We start from the raw sequence: 16,631 nt of genomic DNA, 5'->3' as shown, positions 1-16,631 counted from the left end.
TCGTTTTTGCTAATTTAATCATCCTGCCCTTAATCAGCAAACCTTAATTTTTCAGCAATTGATGTAGAGCTTTATCCAATTCCGGATAGGAAAACTGAAATCCGGTTTTGAGCAGTTTTTCGGGATAAACATTTCTACTTTTCAACAAAAGTTCTGTTTCCGTATTTAAAAATAAAGAAGCTATTTCGAGCTGCCAAACCACTGCATTCAATCCGAACGGGATTTTAAGGTGTTTTCTCATTTCAGTCATCAGTGTTTCATTGGAAACAGGACCGGGAGCTGTGATGTTAATGGGACCATTTATATTTTCATGAGTGATTATCCAGTCAATGGCCCCGCAAAAGTCTTCGATATGGATCCAGCTTACTTTCTGCTGGCCACTACCCTGTCTTCCGCCCAGTCCCAATTTTGTAATCATACGCAGTTTTGGAAAAGCTCCGCCTGTGTTTCCTAAAACAATGGAAGTTCTTAATGCAACTTTTCGCACTTTCTCATCCTGTACTTTGAAAAACTCTTTTTCCCAGCTTTTGCAGATATTCATCGAAAAATCATCACCGATAACGCCGTTTTCCTCTGTATTCATTTGGGTCTCGGAATGTACATATATGGTTGCTGATGCAGCATTGAGCCATACTTTAGGTTTAATGATACACTGATCCACTGCCTGTTGAAGCACGGCTGTACTGTCTGTTCTTGAAGTATATATTTCTTTTTTATTCTTTTCATGATATCTGCAGTCCACAGACTTTCCCGTGAGATTGATCAACACATCAGCTCCTTCAACTTTATTTTTCCATTCTCCCAATGTTTGGGCGTCCCACTTTATTTCATTGTTGCGCTTTGGCTTTCTTGTGAGAATAAAAACCTGCGCACCTTTTTGTGTATAATATTTTTCAAGGCTTTCTCCGAGAAATCCGGTTCCTCCGGCGATGAGTATTTTCATGAGATTTTGTGAGTTATAAATTATAAGTTATGAATGTTGAATGATGAGTATGGAGTGATGATAAATCTGATAGGACTGCATCCTATCTTTTGTTAAAGCGCCACTTTGTGGCTTGGTGGAAGCTTCGCTATTTCAAAAGATACTTCTTTGTTTTCACTTCAATTTCAGAGCCTTCGGCGAGCATGACAGAAACAGGTTTCTGATGGTTCAGGAATTCAAAATCTTTTCCGTACAGGGCTTGAAATTCAATATCCAGCTGGTAATCTTTAACCGGATAATGTTCCCATTTTGGATGGCAGACCTCGTATTCTGAGGTTTTATTTTCTCTTTTGGTGAAGCCAAAATAATGTTCTGTAATGAATTCAAATTCTGTATCTGATTCCATCGGCAGAGCATGGCTGTCCGCAGTGATCTGCATAGAATGCCAGCTTCCGTTTTTCCATGCATATTTCACCGTGAGCTCATCGCCCTTCAATTCAATATGATTATTCATGGGCATTGTTTTATAGTTTTCCTGATAAAATGAATTTGCAACAAAGCTGAGGGCATATTTCGGAACAATTTCCCTGATGAAGACCACTCCTCTTTTCCATACATTTTTTTCTTTCTTTTTCACATAAAATCTGAGGTTCACTTCTTCAAAATTTCTATAAAAAGGAATGGAAAGTCCGAGTAGTTTAGTATTTAAAAACATAAATCCTACAAGGCTTACATAGCATTTTCCCTGATAAAAATCCAGTTCTGTGCCTTCCGGAAGATATTTTGTCAGGACTTCAGGATCTGTTTCGTAGTTGATGATGGCTAATTTCCGCCATTCTGCTTTCAGGAAATTCATTGTGTTGTGGTTTTGGGGTTCGAGTTGCGGGTTGTGAGGTTTCGGGATTCGGGATTCGGGTTAATGTTTAAATGCTAAATAAGATGATAATGAGCAGAGCAGTGATTCTGAAAAGTATCCACGAAATGGTTGGAAGGTAGTTCAGTTTTAAGATTTTACATCTTCTTATATGTTCAAGGAACATGATGAATACAACTATTCCAAAGTAAATGATATTGAAAACAGGGGTAAAATCTGTCATTAAAGCCGGAATTAAAAGTAAAGTTCCAATCAGAGAGACGGTCATCATATTTCCGAGATAATCCCAGATCTTATCTTTTAAATACAGTCTTAAAAACAGGATCTGCCAAAGGATCTGTCCAAAACATACCATTAATTCTCTCATGAAATTATGATTTAAATTCAATCCCAGCTTCCCTGAAAACAGACTGAGAATATAAGCTGAAAAGAAAACAACAAAGGTGATGTAAGCAATTCTGTATTTAAGGTTAAAATCAGGAATACAGGCCGTATCTTTATGATCTTTTGCGGAAGGAATGATCTGTTTCCGGTTGTAAGAAACAAAAGAATAGAGCTTTCTGAAAAACCAGTACAAAGGTTGTGTTCTGGCTATTTTTTCCAGCATCGGAAAGGAGTTTCCAATGATGAGAAGAAGGCTGTCCAGTCCGTAAACCACTGCATTTTTATCATGATCAATTAATGCAATCTCGTTTTTTGCCCGGTTCAGGTCTATCATGGATCTGTTTTCCGGTGAGATTTCTGTAAAGGCTTCCCTTCCGTCATTATCCAGCATTCCGCATTTTGTGAAACCTTTGGAATAGATATCACACATCGGACATTCATTGTCGTAGATCAGGGTGTGGTTTTTTAAGGTTTTCATTTTTGTTATTTTTTTGAATTAAGATATTCTGTATCATCAAAAACATAGAAAAGAGCCAGTATAGGACTATAAAAGAGAGATAGTATCAAAATAGACCCGAAAAAATTAGTAATATCATGATTGTTTTTAAAAATGTAAACGATCAGTAAAGAGATCCAAACAGGTACTATAAAAATTCCGTAAATGATATATCTGATCGACTTTTTACCTTTCTGAAATACTCTTATTACAAAACTTATCAATTGTGGAATTCCTGCGATAAAATAGAAATAGAGAATTCCCATCGAAAGAGCTGCTAAAACTGCTGCACCAAAGAAAAATAACTGGATATAAAAGTCATATTTTGCAAAAGTTTTCATGGTCATTGGTTTTAAAAGGTCAGGAAATCACCTCTCGTTCTTTTGTTGGTGGATCTGAAGGTGAGATACATCCAGATTTTAAAGATGAGTGTTTTCATTTTCGATGAGTTTTTCTTTATTCATAGCATGTTTACGGCCTTTAAGGAACAAAAGGAGATTGAGAAGCATCATCAGTCCAAGGTAGATGGAAAAACCTCCGATCTTTTTGCTTAAAGCCACAACCAGCCTTTCAATGGTTTCAATCTGAAAAAATTCAATGATACAAAGGGCAAATCCAATGTTCAGAAGATAAAAACCGATCTTAAACAGGGAATTGGTTGCCATTGCAATATCTTTTTTCTGGTGGAAAATATCAATCATAAATGTCTTTGAATTTTTGAACAGAAACTGGGATACCAGTACCGTAAGAGCGATTACTATTGGCAGATAGATCATGTACGCTGAGAAATTGTACGTTGCGGTTAGAACTGTTGCGGTCATCGTTGTATTATTTTAGGGTTAATTTATTTCTTAACATATAAAGCGTGACAATGTTCATATAGTGAAGCACACACAGGATCAAAGCGATATATCCGATACGGACTGCAGACACTGCCACAACCTCTTCTATAGAATTTACCCGGTCCCAAAAGGCAAGATTAACAGCGATATACCCAAGATTGAGCAGGTAATAGCAACCGAGAAGTATCCTGTTGATGGTCAGGCACATATCCTGATCATGAATCAGATATTCCAGATAGGATTTACCGGCCTGAAAGCACCTCCTCCCCACATCCACCGTGATATAAGAGCTCACGGCAAGGAAAATCATATATGATACAATATTAAACACCTTATAAATATTATATTTTCAGTAATTTTTGAAAATTAAATTCAAATAAAAAAGGATCTGAATCCTTTCCTACTTCAGCAGATTGGTAATTTTACCTACCAGCCAGTGATCATCGCTTTTAATCGCCAGATCCATAATATTATTGATCTTCCCGGTTACAGAACTGAAATCATCCATCAGCTTGACAAATTCTTTTGCTTCCTGTGAATCATTGTCCTCAATGTTTTTCAGTTCTTCCAAAAAGGAAATAACAGGCTCTATTTCTCTCTTTCTACGTTCTTTCGTAATCTGCTTGAACAGATACCAGACATCTTTTTCCGCTACGAAATATTCTTTCCGGTCTCCTTTGATAAATTCTTTCCTTACAATTCCCCAGTCAATCAAGGCCCGAAGATTCATATTGGCATTTCCTCTTGAAATCTCCAGCTGCTCCATCACCTCATCCGTAGAAAGCGGTTTCCCATTGGCCAGAAGCAATGCATGAACCTGTGCCATCGTACGGTTGATTCCCCAGTTGGTGGCGAAGGTTCCCCATGTTTGGATGTACTTTTCTTTTGCTTCTGAAAGTTTCATTTTGTCTGTCTTTTTAATTTCTATTACAAATGTAATTATATTTTTTGAATTTTCAATAATTTTTGAAAATTAATTTTTGATTTGTTTTCTTTTTGATAGGACGGTGTCATACCCTTTGTTAAATCGTCACGTTGTGACTGGGTATATTTGTGGTTATCTGGTGTTAATTAATTTTAATTTTTTGCACCTTTTTTGGTAGGACGTTATCCTACCCTGGATTAAATCGTCACGTTGTGACTGGGTATATTTGTGGATATCTGGTGGTGATTAATTTTAATTTTTTTGCTTTTTTTGGTAGGACGTTATCCTACCCTGGATTAAATCGTCACGTTGTGACTGGGGAGTTATATGAAATTATCTAAAAACCTAAATAATGTGGTTGATCAGCGGGAGAATTTCCCGAAAAATAAAAAAGAAATTTCCGTGGAAATTTCTTTTTTATTGAGATTATTTTGAAACTGCTTTATAACTCTCAATCAGTCTTATAAACTCAGATCTGTACCCCTCTTCATCATTAGCTTTGCCTTGTTTTGCCAGATTTTCAATTTCAGAGAGATCTTTTTTCCTGATCAGATTCGATTGGCGAAGAACCAATCCGAACCATGCTACAGATGATGCAAACTTAAAGTCAGGACTTGCCGGTGCTTTTGATTTTTCATTTTTTACAGTCTGAACGATTTCCCTGCTCGTATCTGCATCAGGCTTTTTATACCGGAATTTAACGGTTGCCAATTCATCACTGAAGTTCTCAGAAGGCGACGTTTTATTATATTTCAACTGGTTTTCTTCAGGTAAAAACTCAGATTTTACATGGGCAGGAATCACTTCATACAAAGCTGTTACCGTGTGGCCGCTTCCCAGTTCCCCGGCGTCAATTTTATCATTGGTGAAATCTTCATTTCTCAGCTTCCTGTTTTCGTACCCGATCAGGCGGTAGGAGCTTACATATTTAGGATTAAATTCAATCTGAATCTTTACATCTTTCGCGATGGCATAGATGCTTCCGGCAAATTCTTTTCCCAGAAACTTATTGGCTTCCTGAAGATTGTCTATGTAAGCATAATTTCCATTTCCTTTATTGGCAAGTGTTTCAAGCGTATTATCCTTATAATTTCCCATCCCGAATCCCAGACATGTAAGGAAAACCCCCGATTTTCTTTTTTCTTCAATTAAAGTTTTAATGTCTGAAGTGGATGAGGCTCCTACATTAAAATCTCCGTCTGTAGCTATGATGACACGGTTGTTTCCATCTTTTACAAAGTTTTCCTGGGCGAGTTTATAGGCAAGCTCAATTCCTGCTCCACCCGCAGTACTTCCCCCTGCCTGAAGATTGTCCAGCGCTGAGATTATTTTTTCCTTTTCCTTTGCAGAAGTCGGTGAAAGTACCATTCCAGCGCTTCCGGCGTAAACCACAATACCTACTTTATCTTCAGGTCTCAGCTGATCCAGCAGCACTTTGAAAGAGGATTTCAGAAGAGGTAGTTTATTAGGTTCGTTCATAGATCCGGACACATCAACCAGGAATACCAGATTGGATGGCGGAAGCTTGTCCATCGCAACATTTTTCCCCTGAAGACCAATCTTTAAAAGCTTATGATCAGGATTCCACGGTGCATCGCTGTATTCTGTATTGATTGAAAACGGATCATTGTTTTTAGGCTGCGGATAATTATATTTAAAGTAATTGATCATTTCTTCAATCCTTACTGCATTTTTATCAACAGTCTGGCCATTATTGATCATTCTTCTGACATTGGAATAGGCAGCATTATCTACATCAATAGAAAAAGTGGACAGCGGCTGATTTTTGGTCAGTTCAAACGGATTTTCTACAAATGCATCATATCCTTCATTGTCAGAAACAGGATTTTGCTTGTATTGAGCGACTGCTTTCTGTATCTTCTCCATTCTTCTTTTTTCCTTTCTGGAAAGCTTATTCGTATTTACCACAACTACTCCGTTCATGGCACGGCCTCCATATAATGCTGATGCAGCAGCGTCTTTTAATACTTCTACGCTTTTAATCTTTTTGGGATTAAGGCTGTTGAAATAATCACGTTCCACTACCATACCATTAACAACATACAGAGGTTCATTATTCCCATTCAAACTTGCTGCGCCTCTTATAACAATCTGATTATTATTGTTACTATTGTTCAGATAGCCGCTATTAACCATATTTAAGGTATTCTTACTATCCTCTCTACTGCTTCTTTTAATTCCGTAAGCCTGCACCTGAATTCCTGCGGCAGTTCCCTGAAGTGCCTGGCTGGTATTTGAAGCAATATAATTGGACTGCGTACTCACAACAGCACTGCTGCTGGTATAAGCCACTTTCTTTTTAGGAGCAAGTCCTGTTAAAACAACTTCTTCAATATTCTGTTCCCGTAAGGTATCCTTCCGCTGTCCACCCTGTCTTTGTGAAGTCGTGACAACAGTTTGATCCTGTTTTTTGATGAAAGATTCGTCTGTTGAATACTCTGCTTTTCTCGATGCATAGATTTCATCACTTTTATGATCTGCTGCAGAATTTCCAATGACACCCGGAGTTTTGTTATTTTCATAAGCTAGTCCAGACTTATTTTGCAAAGATTTCGGAACTGCAATTTCTTTTTCAATATTAGATTTCACAGTACTGTCTATGGCTTGAATATGATCTTTCGGAAGGTTATCCTTCGTTTTTTCAACAAGAACAGGTTGAACCGGAGCTGTTGTATCTTTTTTATCCAGAAAATAAAATACGCCAAGGCCAATGATTAAACTGGCTGCAATTCCATACGGGAACCAAACCGGAACCGTTTTCTTTTTCTCTTCTTTTTTATCTAATTTCTCTTCAACCTTAGCCCAAACTTCATCAAAACCCGGAAAAACAGCCGGTTCTTCTGAAAGCTTAGAAGCATCATTGAATCTTTTATCTATATCTTGATTATTTTCCATTGCTCTAAAGTTTAAATGTTTTGATTGACCAAAAGTTCCTGTAGTTTTTTCCGTGCAAAATTGAGCTGCGATTTTGAGGTGCCTTCACTGATGGAAAGCATGGATGCAATTTCTTTGTGCGGATAGCCTTCAATCGCAAAAAGATTGAATATGGCTCTGCAGCCTTCGGGAAGGAAATTCAGCAGATTCAGGATGTCTTTTTCAAATGAAATACTTTCTGACAGGTCCTTCGATGTCTCAATAAAATTGTCATCCATGGAAACAAACTGCGCTTTGGCGGCCCTTAATTTCTGAAGGCATTCATTGACTGCAATTTTTCTGGCCCATCCTCCAAAAGTGTTCAGATCTTGAAGCTGGTTGATTTTCGTGAATATTTTGTAGAAAGTATCGGCCAATACTTCTTCAATATCTTCATCATTTTTCAGATAGCGTCGGCATACTGCGTACAGCTTGCCGGCCATTTTCTCGTAGACTTTCCGCTGTGCACTGCGGCTGCTACGCTGGCATTCTATTAGTAATTCTCTTTCCATAGTCAGGCTTTATATTCTTATAGATGCATAAACTTCGGGAGGGGTTGGAAATGGTTTTGTTTTTTTAGCGAAATCGTGATTTTGCATTTCTGCCTTTTCACCTTTTTTCACTTCCAAATTTAACTTTTCCCTTTGTAACAAATCTCTACTATGAACGACTATTCATATAAATAATCTTTTTATAGTAATGAAAAATACCAAAATTGCCTCATTACTTTTTGTTTTGTCTGCAGGAAGTATGATGTTTGCCCAAGATGACTTGATCAACAAATTAAAAAACAATCAATCTCAAAATGCTAATTTTCAGTTCACAACGTTAAAAGACGTGGGAGCTACTTCGGTAAAGAACCAGGGTTCATCCGGGACGTGCTGGAGCTATTCGGGGAATTCTTTCCTTGAATCTGAAATGCAGAGAATGGGCAAAAAGCCTGTAGATCTTGCTGAAATTTTTACGGCAAGAAATTCTTACCATGATAAAGCGAAATTATATGTCCTGAACAGCGGAGCGATCAGCTGGGGAGACGGAGGTGAGCTTCATGATGTGGTGAATATGTACAAAAAATACGGTGCAGTGCCTCAGGATGTGTATACAGGGCTAAAGGATGGACAAACCCTTAATAATTTCAAGGAAATGCAGGGGAAACTAAAACCTGTTTTAGACAGCCTGGTTGCAGCCGGTTCAAAAGGAAAACTTACCGACAACTGGATGGAGTCTGTAGATGCTATTCTTGATGAATATCTTGGAAAGGTTCCTTCCAATTTTACGTATGAAGGAAAAAACTATACGCCTAAAACATTCGCTAAAGAAGTGGTAGGCATCAATCCTGAAGATTATATTGAGATTTCTTCTTATAAAGATTATCCGTACTATCAGAAGTTTGTAGTTCCGATTCCTGATAACTGGAGCCATGATTCTGACTGGAATGTTCCTATGAAGGATTTAACTGCAATTATTGATAATGCCGTAAACAAAGGATATTCTATAGGATGGGCAACGGACGTTTCCGAGCCTTATTTCTCATACAAAAACGGAGTGGCTTATGTTCCGGATATGGATCTGAACCAGATCACCGCCGAAAATAAGCAGACTTTATTTACTGAGCCTAAAAAAGACAAGACCATCACTGAAGATATGCGTCAGAAAGGACTTAACAATCTTTCTACAACTGATGATCACGGGATGCACATCGTAGGACTGGCCAAAGACCAAACCGGTAAGGAATATTATATGGTAAAAAACTCTTGGGGTGTAACCAATGATTTCGAAGGTTATCTTTATGTAACGAAACCTTACGTAGAATATAAATCAACGGCTATCCTGGTTCACAAGAACGCTGTTCCGAAAAGCATTCTTAAGCAGTTGAAGCCTACTAAAAATATCGGTTTATAATTCATCAATCACTGTTACCGTTCATCGCGGTAATTTTAGATATTTAAATCTGTTAAAACCGCGCTCCGATTATCCGGGGCGCGGTTATTTTATTTGTACCGGATTTTCATCTAAAAACATTTCTCTATCTGGTGAAAATATTATATTTTTAATCATCAACAAATTATTACCTATGAAAAATTTAAAAAAATTAGCGAAAGTAGATTTAAAGAAAATTAATGGCGGAGCTGCTCCTGAATGCCCGGAAGGAACAACAGCATGCTATCACCGTCCGCAGAACGGTATTCCAAGTCACTGGACTTGTGAGCCTGGTGTAGGATGTCCTAATTAAGATTTTTATTTTAAAATAATTCACCTAATCATCAACAAATTAAAAAGTATGAAAAATCTAAAAAAGCTAACGAAAGTAGATTTAAAAAAAATCAATGGAGGTAATGCTCCTGAGTGTCCGGAAGGAACAACGGCATGCTTTATCCCGCCTAAAAACGGTTTCCCTTCCCGTTGGAGATGCACTCCTGTTAGTGAGGAATGCCCTGACTAAGAAAAATCAAAACCCGCTTTCAGAAGTTCTGAAAGCGGGTTTCTTTAAATAAATAGGTGAAAATTTATATATAAAAATAAAGAAAAATATAATGGATATGGTGAATGGTCAATTGTCAATCGTCAATTTTGCTTCGCAAGTGAATCGTCAATCCGAGTAATTCCACCACCAAAAAATTGACAGCGAAGCGAATTCACTTTTCACCATTGATTTTAAAATGTCAATGGTCAATTTTGCTCCGCAAGTGAATCGTCAATCCGAGTAATCCACCACCAAAAAATTGACAGCGAAGCGAATTCACTTTTCACTATTCACTTTAAAATGTCAATCGTCAATTTTGCCCCGCAAGTGAATCGTCAATCCAATTAATTCCACCACCAAAAAATTGACAGCAAAGCGAATTCACTATTCACTATTCACTATTCACTTTTATCTATTCACTTTAATACAGTTTCGCCATACTTTCCGCTGAAAAGTCCAAAAGCTCTTCCGTATTTCCGGTTTTTATTTTTTTAACCCACTGAGGATCCTGTAAAAGGGCACGTCCTACAGCTACAAGATCAAATTCTTCGTTATCAAGCCTTCTGATCAGATCTGTCAGATCCGCTTTTTCTGTTCCCTGTCCGGCAAAAGCACTCATGAAATCTCCTTTCAAACCTACAGAACCTACCGTGATGGTTGGTTGTCCGGTGATTTTCTTTGCCCAGCCTGCAAAATTCAGATCAGAACCTTCAAATTCCGGCTCCCAGAAACGACGTTGTGAACAATGGAAAATATCCACACCAGCTTCTTTTAAAGGCAATAACCATTCTTCCATTTCTGCCGGGGTTGAAGCCAGCCTGCTGCTGTAATCCTGCTGCTTCCATTGTGAAAGGCGCAGAATAATGGTGAAATCCTCTCCTACTGCCGCTCTGATGGCTTTAATAACATCAGTCGCGAAACGGCTTCTTTCTTTGATTGTTTTTCCTCCGTATTCATCGGTTCTGGTATTGGTTACTTCCCAGAAAAACTGGTCAATAAGGTAACCGTGTGCTCCGTGAACTTCAACCACATCAAATCCTAAATCTTTTGCTGATTTTGCGGAAGCTACGAACTGTGCAATGGTATCCTGAATATCTTCCAAAGTCATTGTTGAAGCTTTCTCCATATGCGCCAGCGGATAATCTTCAGACATTCTGGTGTCTCCTACATGCCAGATCTGAGGTCCCATTTTGCCGCCATTCTGGTGTACAGCTTCGATTACGTTTTTCCATCCTGCCAATGCTTCGTTGCCATAAAAATCCGGGATATTCTGCATATTTTTTGAAGAGGTTCTGTTGATTACGGTTCCTTCGGAAAGGATCAATCCTACTTCTGCAGCAGCTCTTCTTGCGTAATATTCTGCAATGTTTTGGGTAGGAACTCCGTTATCAGATTGTGCTCTGGTCATAGGAGCCATTACGATTCTATTTTTAAGCTCAAGATTTTTATAAGTGAACGGTTTAAATAATGATTCTGTACTCATTTTTAAATTGGTATTTTATAATTGTTACACAAAGTAACTAATAATAGTTCGTATTTGTATCTTTTGTCAGAAAAAAGTGGTAACTTCGCAGTAACTTACATTAGTAACGTAAAAGTAACGGATGAAGCCATGATGAATACGGGTTTTCTGTAAACCCGGTTCTGCTAAGGATTTCGTCCCGAATAATAAAAAATCTGTCTATGAAAAAGAATGAAATGATGCAGTACAGCTGTCCTTTAGGCAAGGCGATGTCTGCTTTGGGAAGTAAATGGAAACCCATTATCGTTTTAGTGATCAAAGACCGTAAGCTTCGCTTTGGTGAGCTTGCCGTACGCATTCATGTGATTTCCAGAAAGGTTCTGACCGATCAGCTAAGAGAAATGGAAAGTGACGGACTTATTATTCGTGAGGAATTTAAAGAACTGCCACCAAGAGTGGAATACTCGCTTACGGAAAAAGGGCTGGCGCTGCTGCCGATTTTATACCTTCTGGAAGAATGGGAAACGAAATATCATGTGAAAGATTTAGATAAAGAAAAGGATTGCGTTGTATTGGATAAAGGAACTAAAATAGCAGTTAAAGCTTAATTGTTTTTAACTTGTTTCTTCATTTAAGATTATTTGATTTTATTTGAATGCTTTCCGGATAAGCTCCATCTAAATAATTAATAAAACCTTTTTCTATGATTGCCTTAGATCCTGCTTTAGGAATTGAATTCTTATATTTAAAATAAAGAGTATCATTCTTAAAGCTATAAGTTCCTGAATAAATATCCTCATCTACTCTAACTCCCCTAGATATAAATTCAAAGGTTTCATTATCATACATTTTTAAATAAATCCAACCTAATGGAGCCTCTCTATCGGCTAATAAAACGGTTTTTCTTTCAGTTTTATCATTCTTACAACCTATTACAAAGATAAAAAACAGGTATAAAAAAGCAAGTTTTACAGTAACCTTCATTTTTAAATAATTTACATTTACATCCAATAAAAATCACAAGACTTTTAAATCTATAAATATTTCAGCAATACAAGTTAATTATAATTCAATAATATCATCTGATTATAAAAAAACCGCTTCCAAAAAGAAAGCGGCTTAATTTTATCTGAAATCCCAATTAAAATATCGCAGGATATTTCTGAGGGTTTGTTTCATTGAACATGGCGTAGATTCTTTCTACCATATCATCAGAAGATGGCTTGCTGAAGTAATCTCCGTCACTTGCATAAGCAGGTCTGTGATCATTCGCCGCAATGGTTAACGGATCTGAATCCAGGAATCTGAATGCTTTTTGTTTTTCCAGGATCTGCTGAAGGATAAACGCTGAAGTTCCGCCTTCCACATCTTCGTCAATGACAACCAGTCTGTTGGTTTTCTTCACGCTTTCAGCAATTTCACTCGTCAAATCGAAAGGAATTAAAGACTGAACGTCAATAACTTCTGAAGAGATCCCCAGTTTTTCAAGCTGTTCTGCAGCATCCATTACAATTCTCCATGTGGAACCGTAAGTTACCAGGGTAACATCTTTTCCTTCTTTCGTCACTTCAATTTTACCTACAGGAACTGTGAATTCACCTAAGTTATCAGGCTGCTTTTCTTTTAATCTGTATCCGTTCAGGCATTCAACAATCACCGCCGGGTCGTCGCTCTGAAGCATCGTATTATAGAACCCTGCAGCTTTCGTTAAGTTTCTCGGAACCAATACCAGGATACCTTTTGAAAGGTTCAGAATTCCCGCCATTGGAGAACCTGAATGCCACACCCCTTCCAGTCTGTGACCTCTTGTTCTGATGATTACCGGAGCTTTCTGACCTCCTTTTGTTCTGTACTGAACCGTCGCAAGATCATCGCTCATTCCCTGTAAACAGTAAAGAATATAATCCAGGTACTGAATTTCAGCGATAGGTCTTAAACCTCTCATCGCCATCCCGATTCCCTGACCAAGAATAGTCGCTTCACGGATTCCGGTATCTGCTACTCTTACTTCACCATATTTTTCCTGCATTCCTTCCAGTCCCTGGTTTACATCACCGATATTTCCGGCATCTTCACCAAACACTAAAGTTTCAGGATATTTTTCAAAAATTTTGTCGAAATTATTTCTTACCACAACTCTTCCGTCCACTTCCTCAGAACTGTCTGAGAATACCGGCTGAACTTCCTTCACATTTTCAGCTTTCCACTGAGACTGTGAATATAAGTGCGAAGAATAGTTGTCTTTTTCTACTTCAAAAATTTCATTGTACTTCTGCATCAATTGGGTTCTTTCCGCAGAATTTGTTCCTCTTGTCGCCAGTAAAGCCTTTCTCGTAAGGTGGAAAATATCTTTTTTAGCTTTGGAAACCAATTTGTTAAACTGAGCAATATAAGTCTCAATCTCTGCATTCTGACCTTTAAGGTTTTCCACTAAAGGAAGCACAGACTGAACCAGGTCCGTAATGGTTTTCTGGTAACTTTCCCAGGCGTTTTTCTGACCTGCTTTCACGATCTTTTTAGCCTCTTCATCTATCGCATCCAGTTCTTCAGCGGAAGCAATAACCTCTTCTTTTCCTTCGATTTCGATGGAATAATTCAGGATCCATTCCTTGAATTTCACCATTCCGTCAAAATCTGCTTCCCATGAAAGGCGCTCTTCATTTTTATATCTCTCGTGAGATCCGGATGTAGAATGCCCCTGAGGCTGCGTTACTTCAATAACGTGAACCACCACCGGAATACTTTCTGTTCTTGCAAAATGTTCAGCTCTTGCATAAGCATCCAATAAAGAAGGATAATCCCATGCTTTTACCTGAATAATCTCGCAACCCTGATTCTCCCCTTCTTTTCTCTGGAAACCGCTTAACATTTCGGCAATGTCAGCTTTGGCTCTCTGATTTTTTGTAGGAACTGAAATTCCATAACCGTCATCCCAGATAGAAACAATCATAGGAACCTGAAGTGCACACGCAGCATTCAGAGTTTCCCAGAAATGTCCTTCCGCTGTAGACGCATCCCCAATGGTTCCGAATGCAATTTCGTTACCGTCTTTTGAGAACTTTTCAGAACCTTCGAATTTTACACTTTTATACACTTTGGAAGCCTGAGCCAGTCCTAATAATCTTGGCATCTGTCCTGCTGTAGGAGAAATGTCCGAAGAAATATTTTTCTGTGCCGTAAGATCTTTCCAGCTTCCGTCTTCATTTAAACTTCTTGTAGCAAAGTGTCCGTTCATCTGTCTTCCCGCTGATGCAGGCTCTCTTTCCACACTTGTATCTGCATACAGCTGGGCAAAGAAGCTTTCAACCGATAACGCATCTACTGCCAATGCAAAAGTTTGATCCCTGTAATATCCCGAACGGAAGTCTCCATTTCTGAAAACTTTCGCCATGGCCAGCTGAGGAAGCTCCTTACCATCCCCAAAAATTCCGAATTTAGCTTTTCCTGTAAGTACTTCTCTCCTTCCAAGATAAGACATCTCGCGCGATATCTTTCCTAACCTGTAGTCTTCAAGTATCTGATTTTTAAAATCCTGGAAAGAAATTTGCTGTGTTTCAATATAGGTTGTCTGCATAGCTAGATATAAAAGTTTTTATTCTTCAAGTATGGCGCTAATATACAATTTTTAAATTAATTTTAATTTTCAATAATTTTTTTTAAAAATTTGATAATAAAAAAATAGTGTTTTATCTTGTAAAAAATTGTAAATGATGGAAAAAAAATCACCCCATATCCTGAATGCATCGAGTAATCTTTTAGGTTTTTCCCTGATTATCATCACCTCCCTTAAAATCACTAAAATCAGCAGCAATACACATCTGGATGAGTTTGCAGGCTTAGCGTGTCTGTTATTTGCGTGCAGCTGCTTCTTTTCATTTCTTGCCATCAGGACAAAACACGAAAAGCGGGAAACGAAGTTTGAGACTATTGCGGATTATTTATTTTTAACTGCTTTATTTTGTATAGTTCTAGCTGTTATAATTGTTACCGTTAAAATAATTTAATCCATTTCAGTATAATGATCAATAAACAGAAATCTATCAATAAAATACATTGAAAGAAGATATTGATTATTCAAAATGCCTGCAATTTTGATTTCTGACTGTTAACCATGTCAAGGTTTTTAACCTTGACATGGTTAGTCGAGACTCACCCCAATAGGTTTCATACTCCCTAGTCTAAACTACTGACATCATTAAAAAACAAAATACTTTATCTCAATCTTGGTTAAATAAAAAATCGGAACGCAGTAAGCATCCCGATTTCTCTATTTATGATTTCAAATTCTAAAATTTTCGTTCAATGACATAATCCAGTAACAGATGTAATGATTTTTTCGGCTCAGAATCCGGAAACTCATTCAGAATATCTTTGGCTTTCTGCTGAAAATCTTCCATTGTTTTTATGGCATAGTTCATACCACCTGAGCTTTTCACAAATTCGATCAGTTCTTTTACCCGTTTCTGATCATTATTATAACGTTTTATGGTATTGAAATAATACTTTCTGTCTTTTTCACTGGCCGTTTTAAGCGTATGGATCAGCGGAAGGGTCATTTTCTGTTCCTTAATATCGATACCGACAGGTTTTCCGATAACATTGGAGCTTAAATAATCAAAAAGATCGTCCTTGATCTGGAACGCCATTCCGGTGTAAGTTCCGAAATCCATCATCTTTTTGGCAAGAACTTCATCGGCATTATTGGAGAGAACACCAATTTCACAGCAGGCAGCAATTAAAGTGGCTGTTTTCTGACGGATAATTTCATAGTAAACATCTTCCGTAATATCCAGTTTTCTGGCCTTTTCAAGCTGTAAAAGTTCACCTTCGGACATTTCACGGATCGTTCTGGAAATTACCCCCAGAAGATCGTAATCTTTATGATCTGTGGAGAGAAGTACGGATTTCGAAAGCAGGTAATCTCCTACCAGTACTGCAATCTTATTCTTCCACAACGCATTGATGGAAAAGAAATTACGGCGTTTGAAACTTTCATCCACCACATCATCATGTACCAGCGTTGCCGTGTGAATCAGCTCGATCATGGAAGCCCCGCGGTACGTTTTTTCGTTGACGTCACCAATCAGTTTTGCACAGAGGAATACGAACATGGGACGCATCTGCTTTCCTTTGGTAGTAACGATAAAACGGGTTACTTTATCCAATAAAGGCACTTTGCTCTGCATTGATTCATAAAACTTCTGCTCGAAAAGTTTCATTTCCTCGTTGATCGGTCGCTTGATTTCTTCTACGATGTTTGCCAAAATCTATGAATAAAAAATAAATAATTAATAACTCTCACAAAGATAATTTTTTTCAGGCAATTTT

Annotated in this window: 18 protein-coding genes; 5 read left to right on the top strand and 13 right to left on the bottom strand. The window is 37.9% G+C overall.

Going from position 1 to position 16,631, the window contains the following annotated elements; translation table 11 throughout:
- Positions 1-43 precede the first annotated feature (43 nt).
- The 9 genes from JET18_RS05815 to JET18_RS05775 all read right to left on the bottom strand — a co-directional run bounded on the left by JET18_RS05815 (position 44) and on the right by JET18_RS05775 (position 7,889).
- Positions 44-943, bottom strand: coding sequence for a TIGR01777 family oxidoreductase (locus tag JET18_RS05815; RefSeq protein WP_202089670.1), 900 nt, complete (start codon positions 941-943; stop codon positions 44-46).
- Positions 944-1,070: 127 nt separating this feature from the next.
- Entirely contained in the window at positions 1,071-1,778 is a 708-nt protein-coding gene (locus JET18_RS05810; RefSeq protein WP_202089669.1) for a YqjF family protein, read from the bottom strand.
- Positions 1,779-1,845: 67 nt separating this feature from the next.
- A complete protein-coding gene (locus JET18_RS05805) occupies positions 1,846-2,658 on the bottom strand; it encodes a DCC1-like thiol-disulfide oxidoreductase family protein (RefSeq protein ID WP_202089668.1) in 813 nt (270 codons plus the stop codon).
- Positions 2,659-2,663: 5 nt separating this feature from the next.
- The gene (locus JET18_RS05800) at positions 2,664-3,017 is read right to left on the bottom strand and encodes a hypothetical protein (protein WP_202089667.1); all 354 of its coding nucleotides are present in this window, start codon (positions 3,015-3,017) and stop codon (positions 2,664-2,666) included.
- A 78-nt stretch (positions 3,018-3,095) separates the two neighbouring features.
- Entirely contained in the window at positions 3,096-3,497 is a 402-nt protein-coding gene (locus JET18_RS05795) for a hypothetical protein (protein ID WP_202089666.1), read from the bottom strand.
- Between the two features lie 7 nt (positions 3,498-3,504).
- Complete coding sequence (locus JET18_RS05790; protein WP_202089665.1) at positions 3,505-3,828, bottom strand: hypothetical protein; 324 nt, start codon at positions 3,826-3,828, stop codon at positions 3,505-3,507.
- A 90-nt stretch (positions 3,829-3,918) separates the two neighbouring features.
- On the bottom strand, positions 3,919-4,422 hold the full coding sequence (locus JET18_RS05785; RefSeq protein ID WP_202089664.1) for a GbsR/MarR family transcriptional regulator: 504 nt from the start codon (positions 4,420-4,422) through the stop codon (positions 3,919-3,921).
- 447 nt (positions 4,423-4,869) lie between these two features.
- Complete coding sequence (locus JET18_RS05780) at positions 4,870-7,359, bottom strand: vWA domain-containing protein (RefSeq protein WP_202089663.1); 2,490 nt, start codon at positions 7,357-7,359, stop codon at positions 4,870-4,872.
- 11 nt (positions 7,360-7,370) lie between these two features.
- Entirely contained in the window at positions 7,371-7,889 is a 519-nt protein-coding gene (locus JET18_RS05775) for an RNA polymerase sigma factor (RefSeq protein ID WP_202089662.1), read from the bottom strand.
- A gap of 187 nt (positions 7,890-8,076) precedes the next feature.
- Between JET18_RS05775 and JET18_RS05770 the strand changes: the two genes are divergently transcribed.
- From JET18_RS05770 to JET18_RS05760, 3 genes are all read left to right on the top strand, one after another.
- Positions 8,077-9,279 (top strand): C1 family peptidase, encoded by a 1,203-nt coding sequence (locus tag JET18_RS05770; protein ID WP_202089661.1) that lies wholly within the window; start codon positions 8,077-8,079, stop codon positions 9,277-9,279.
- Positions 9,280-9,451: 172 nt separating this feature from the next.
- A complete protein-coding gene (locus JET18_RS05765) occupies positions 9,452-9,610 on the top strand; it encodes a bacteriocin-like protein (protein ID WP_202089660.1) in 159 nt (52 codons plus the stop codon).
- Between the two features lie 48 nt (positions 9,611-9,658).
- Complete coding sequence (locus JET18_RS05760; RefSeq protein WP_202089659.1) at positions 9,659-9,820, top strand: bacteriocin-like protein; 162 nt, start codon at positions 9,659-9,661, stop codon at positions 9,818-9,820.
- Between the two features lie 442 nt (positions 9,821-10,262).
- Here JET18_RS05760 and JET18_RS05755 read toward each other — a convergent pair whose 3' ends face one another.
- A complete protein-coding gene (locus JET18_RS05755) occupies positions 10,263-11,324 on the bottom strand; it encodes an NADH:flavin oxidoreductase (protein WP_202089658.1) in 1,062 nt (353 codons plus the stop codon).
- A 200-nt stretch (positions 11,325-11,524) separates the two neighbouring features.
- On the opposite strand from JET18_RS05755, the gene JET18_RS05750 reads away from it, so the two are divergent.
- Positions 11,525-11,911: a winged helix-turn-helix transcriptional regulator gene (locus tag JET18_RS05750; protein ID WP_202089657.1), complete on the top strand. Its 387-nt coding sequence runs from the start codon at positions 11,525-11,527 to the stop codon at positions 11,909-11,911.
- A 19-nt stretch (positions 11,912-11,930) separates the two neighbouring features.
- On the opposite strand, the gene JET18_RS05745 is transcribed toward JET18_RS05750, so the two are convergent.
- Positions 11,931-12,287 carry a hypothetical protein gene (locus JET18_RS05745; RefSeq protein WP_202089656.1) on the bottom strand — a complete coding sequence of 119 codons (357 nt, stop codon included), beginning with the start codon at positions 12,285-12,287 and terminating at the stop codon, positions 11,931-11,933.
- A 157-nt stretch (positions 12,288-12,444) separates the two neighbouring features.
- Entirely contained in the window at positions 12,445-14,877 is a 2,433-nt protein-coding gene (locus tag JET18_RS05740) for an alpha-ketoacid dehydrogenase subunit alpha/beta (protein ID WP_202089655.1), read from the bottom strand.
- Positions 14,878-15,010: 133 nt separating this feature from the next.
- Here JET18_RS05740 and JET18_RS05735 point away from each other — a divergent pair, with 133 nt between their 5' ends.
- Positions 15,011-15,307: a hypothetical protein gene (locus tag JET18_RS05735; protein ID WP_228728488.1), complete on the top strand. Its 297-nt coding sequence runs from the start codon at positions 15,011-15,013 to the stop codon at positions 15,305-15,307.
- 282 nt (positions 15,308-15,589) lie between these two features.
- On the opposite strand, the gene JET18_RS05730 is transcribed toward JET18_RS05735, so the two are convergent.
- The gene (locus JET18_RS05730) at positions 15,590-16,567 is read right to left on the bottom strand and encodes a polyprenyl synthetase family protein (protein ID WP_202089654.1); all 978 of its coding nucleotides are present in this window, start codon (positions 16,565-16,567) and stop codon (positions 15,590-15,592) included.
- Positions 16,568-16,631 lie beyond the last annotated feature (64 nt).

It is taken from the genome of Chryseobacterium endalhagicum (assembly GCF_016745235.1).
GTDB classification, from domain to species: domain Bacteria; phylum Bacteroidota; class Bacteroidia; order Flavobacteriales; family Weeksellaceae; genus Chryseobacterium; species Chryseobacterium endalhagicum.
This window is presented reverse-complemented; position numbering and strand designations above follow the sequence as displayed.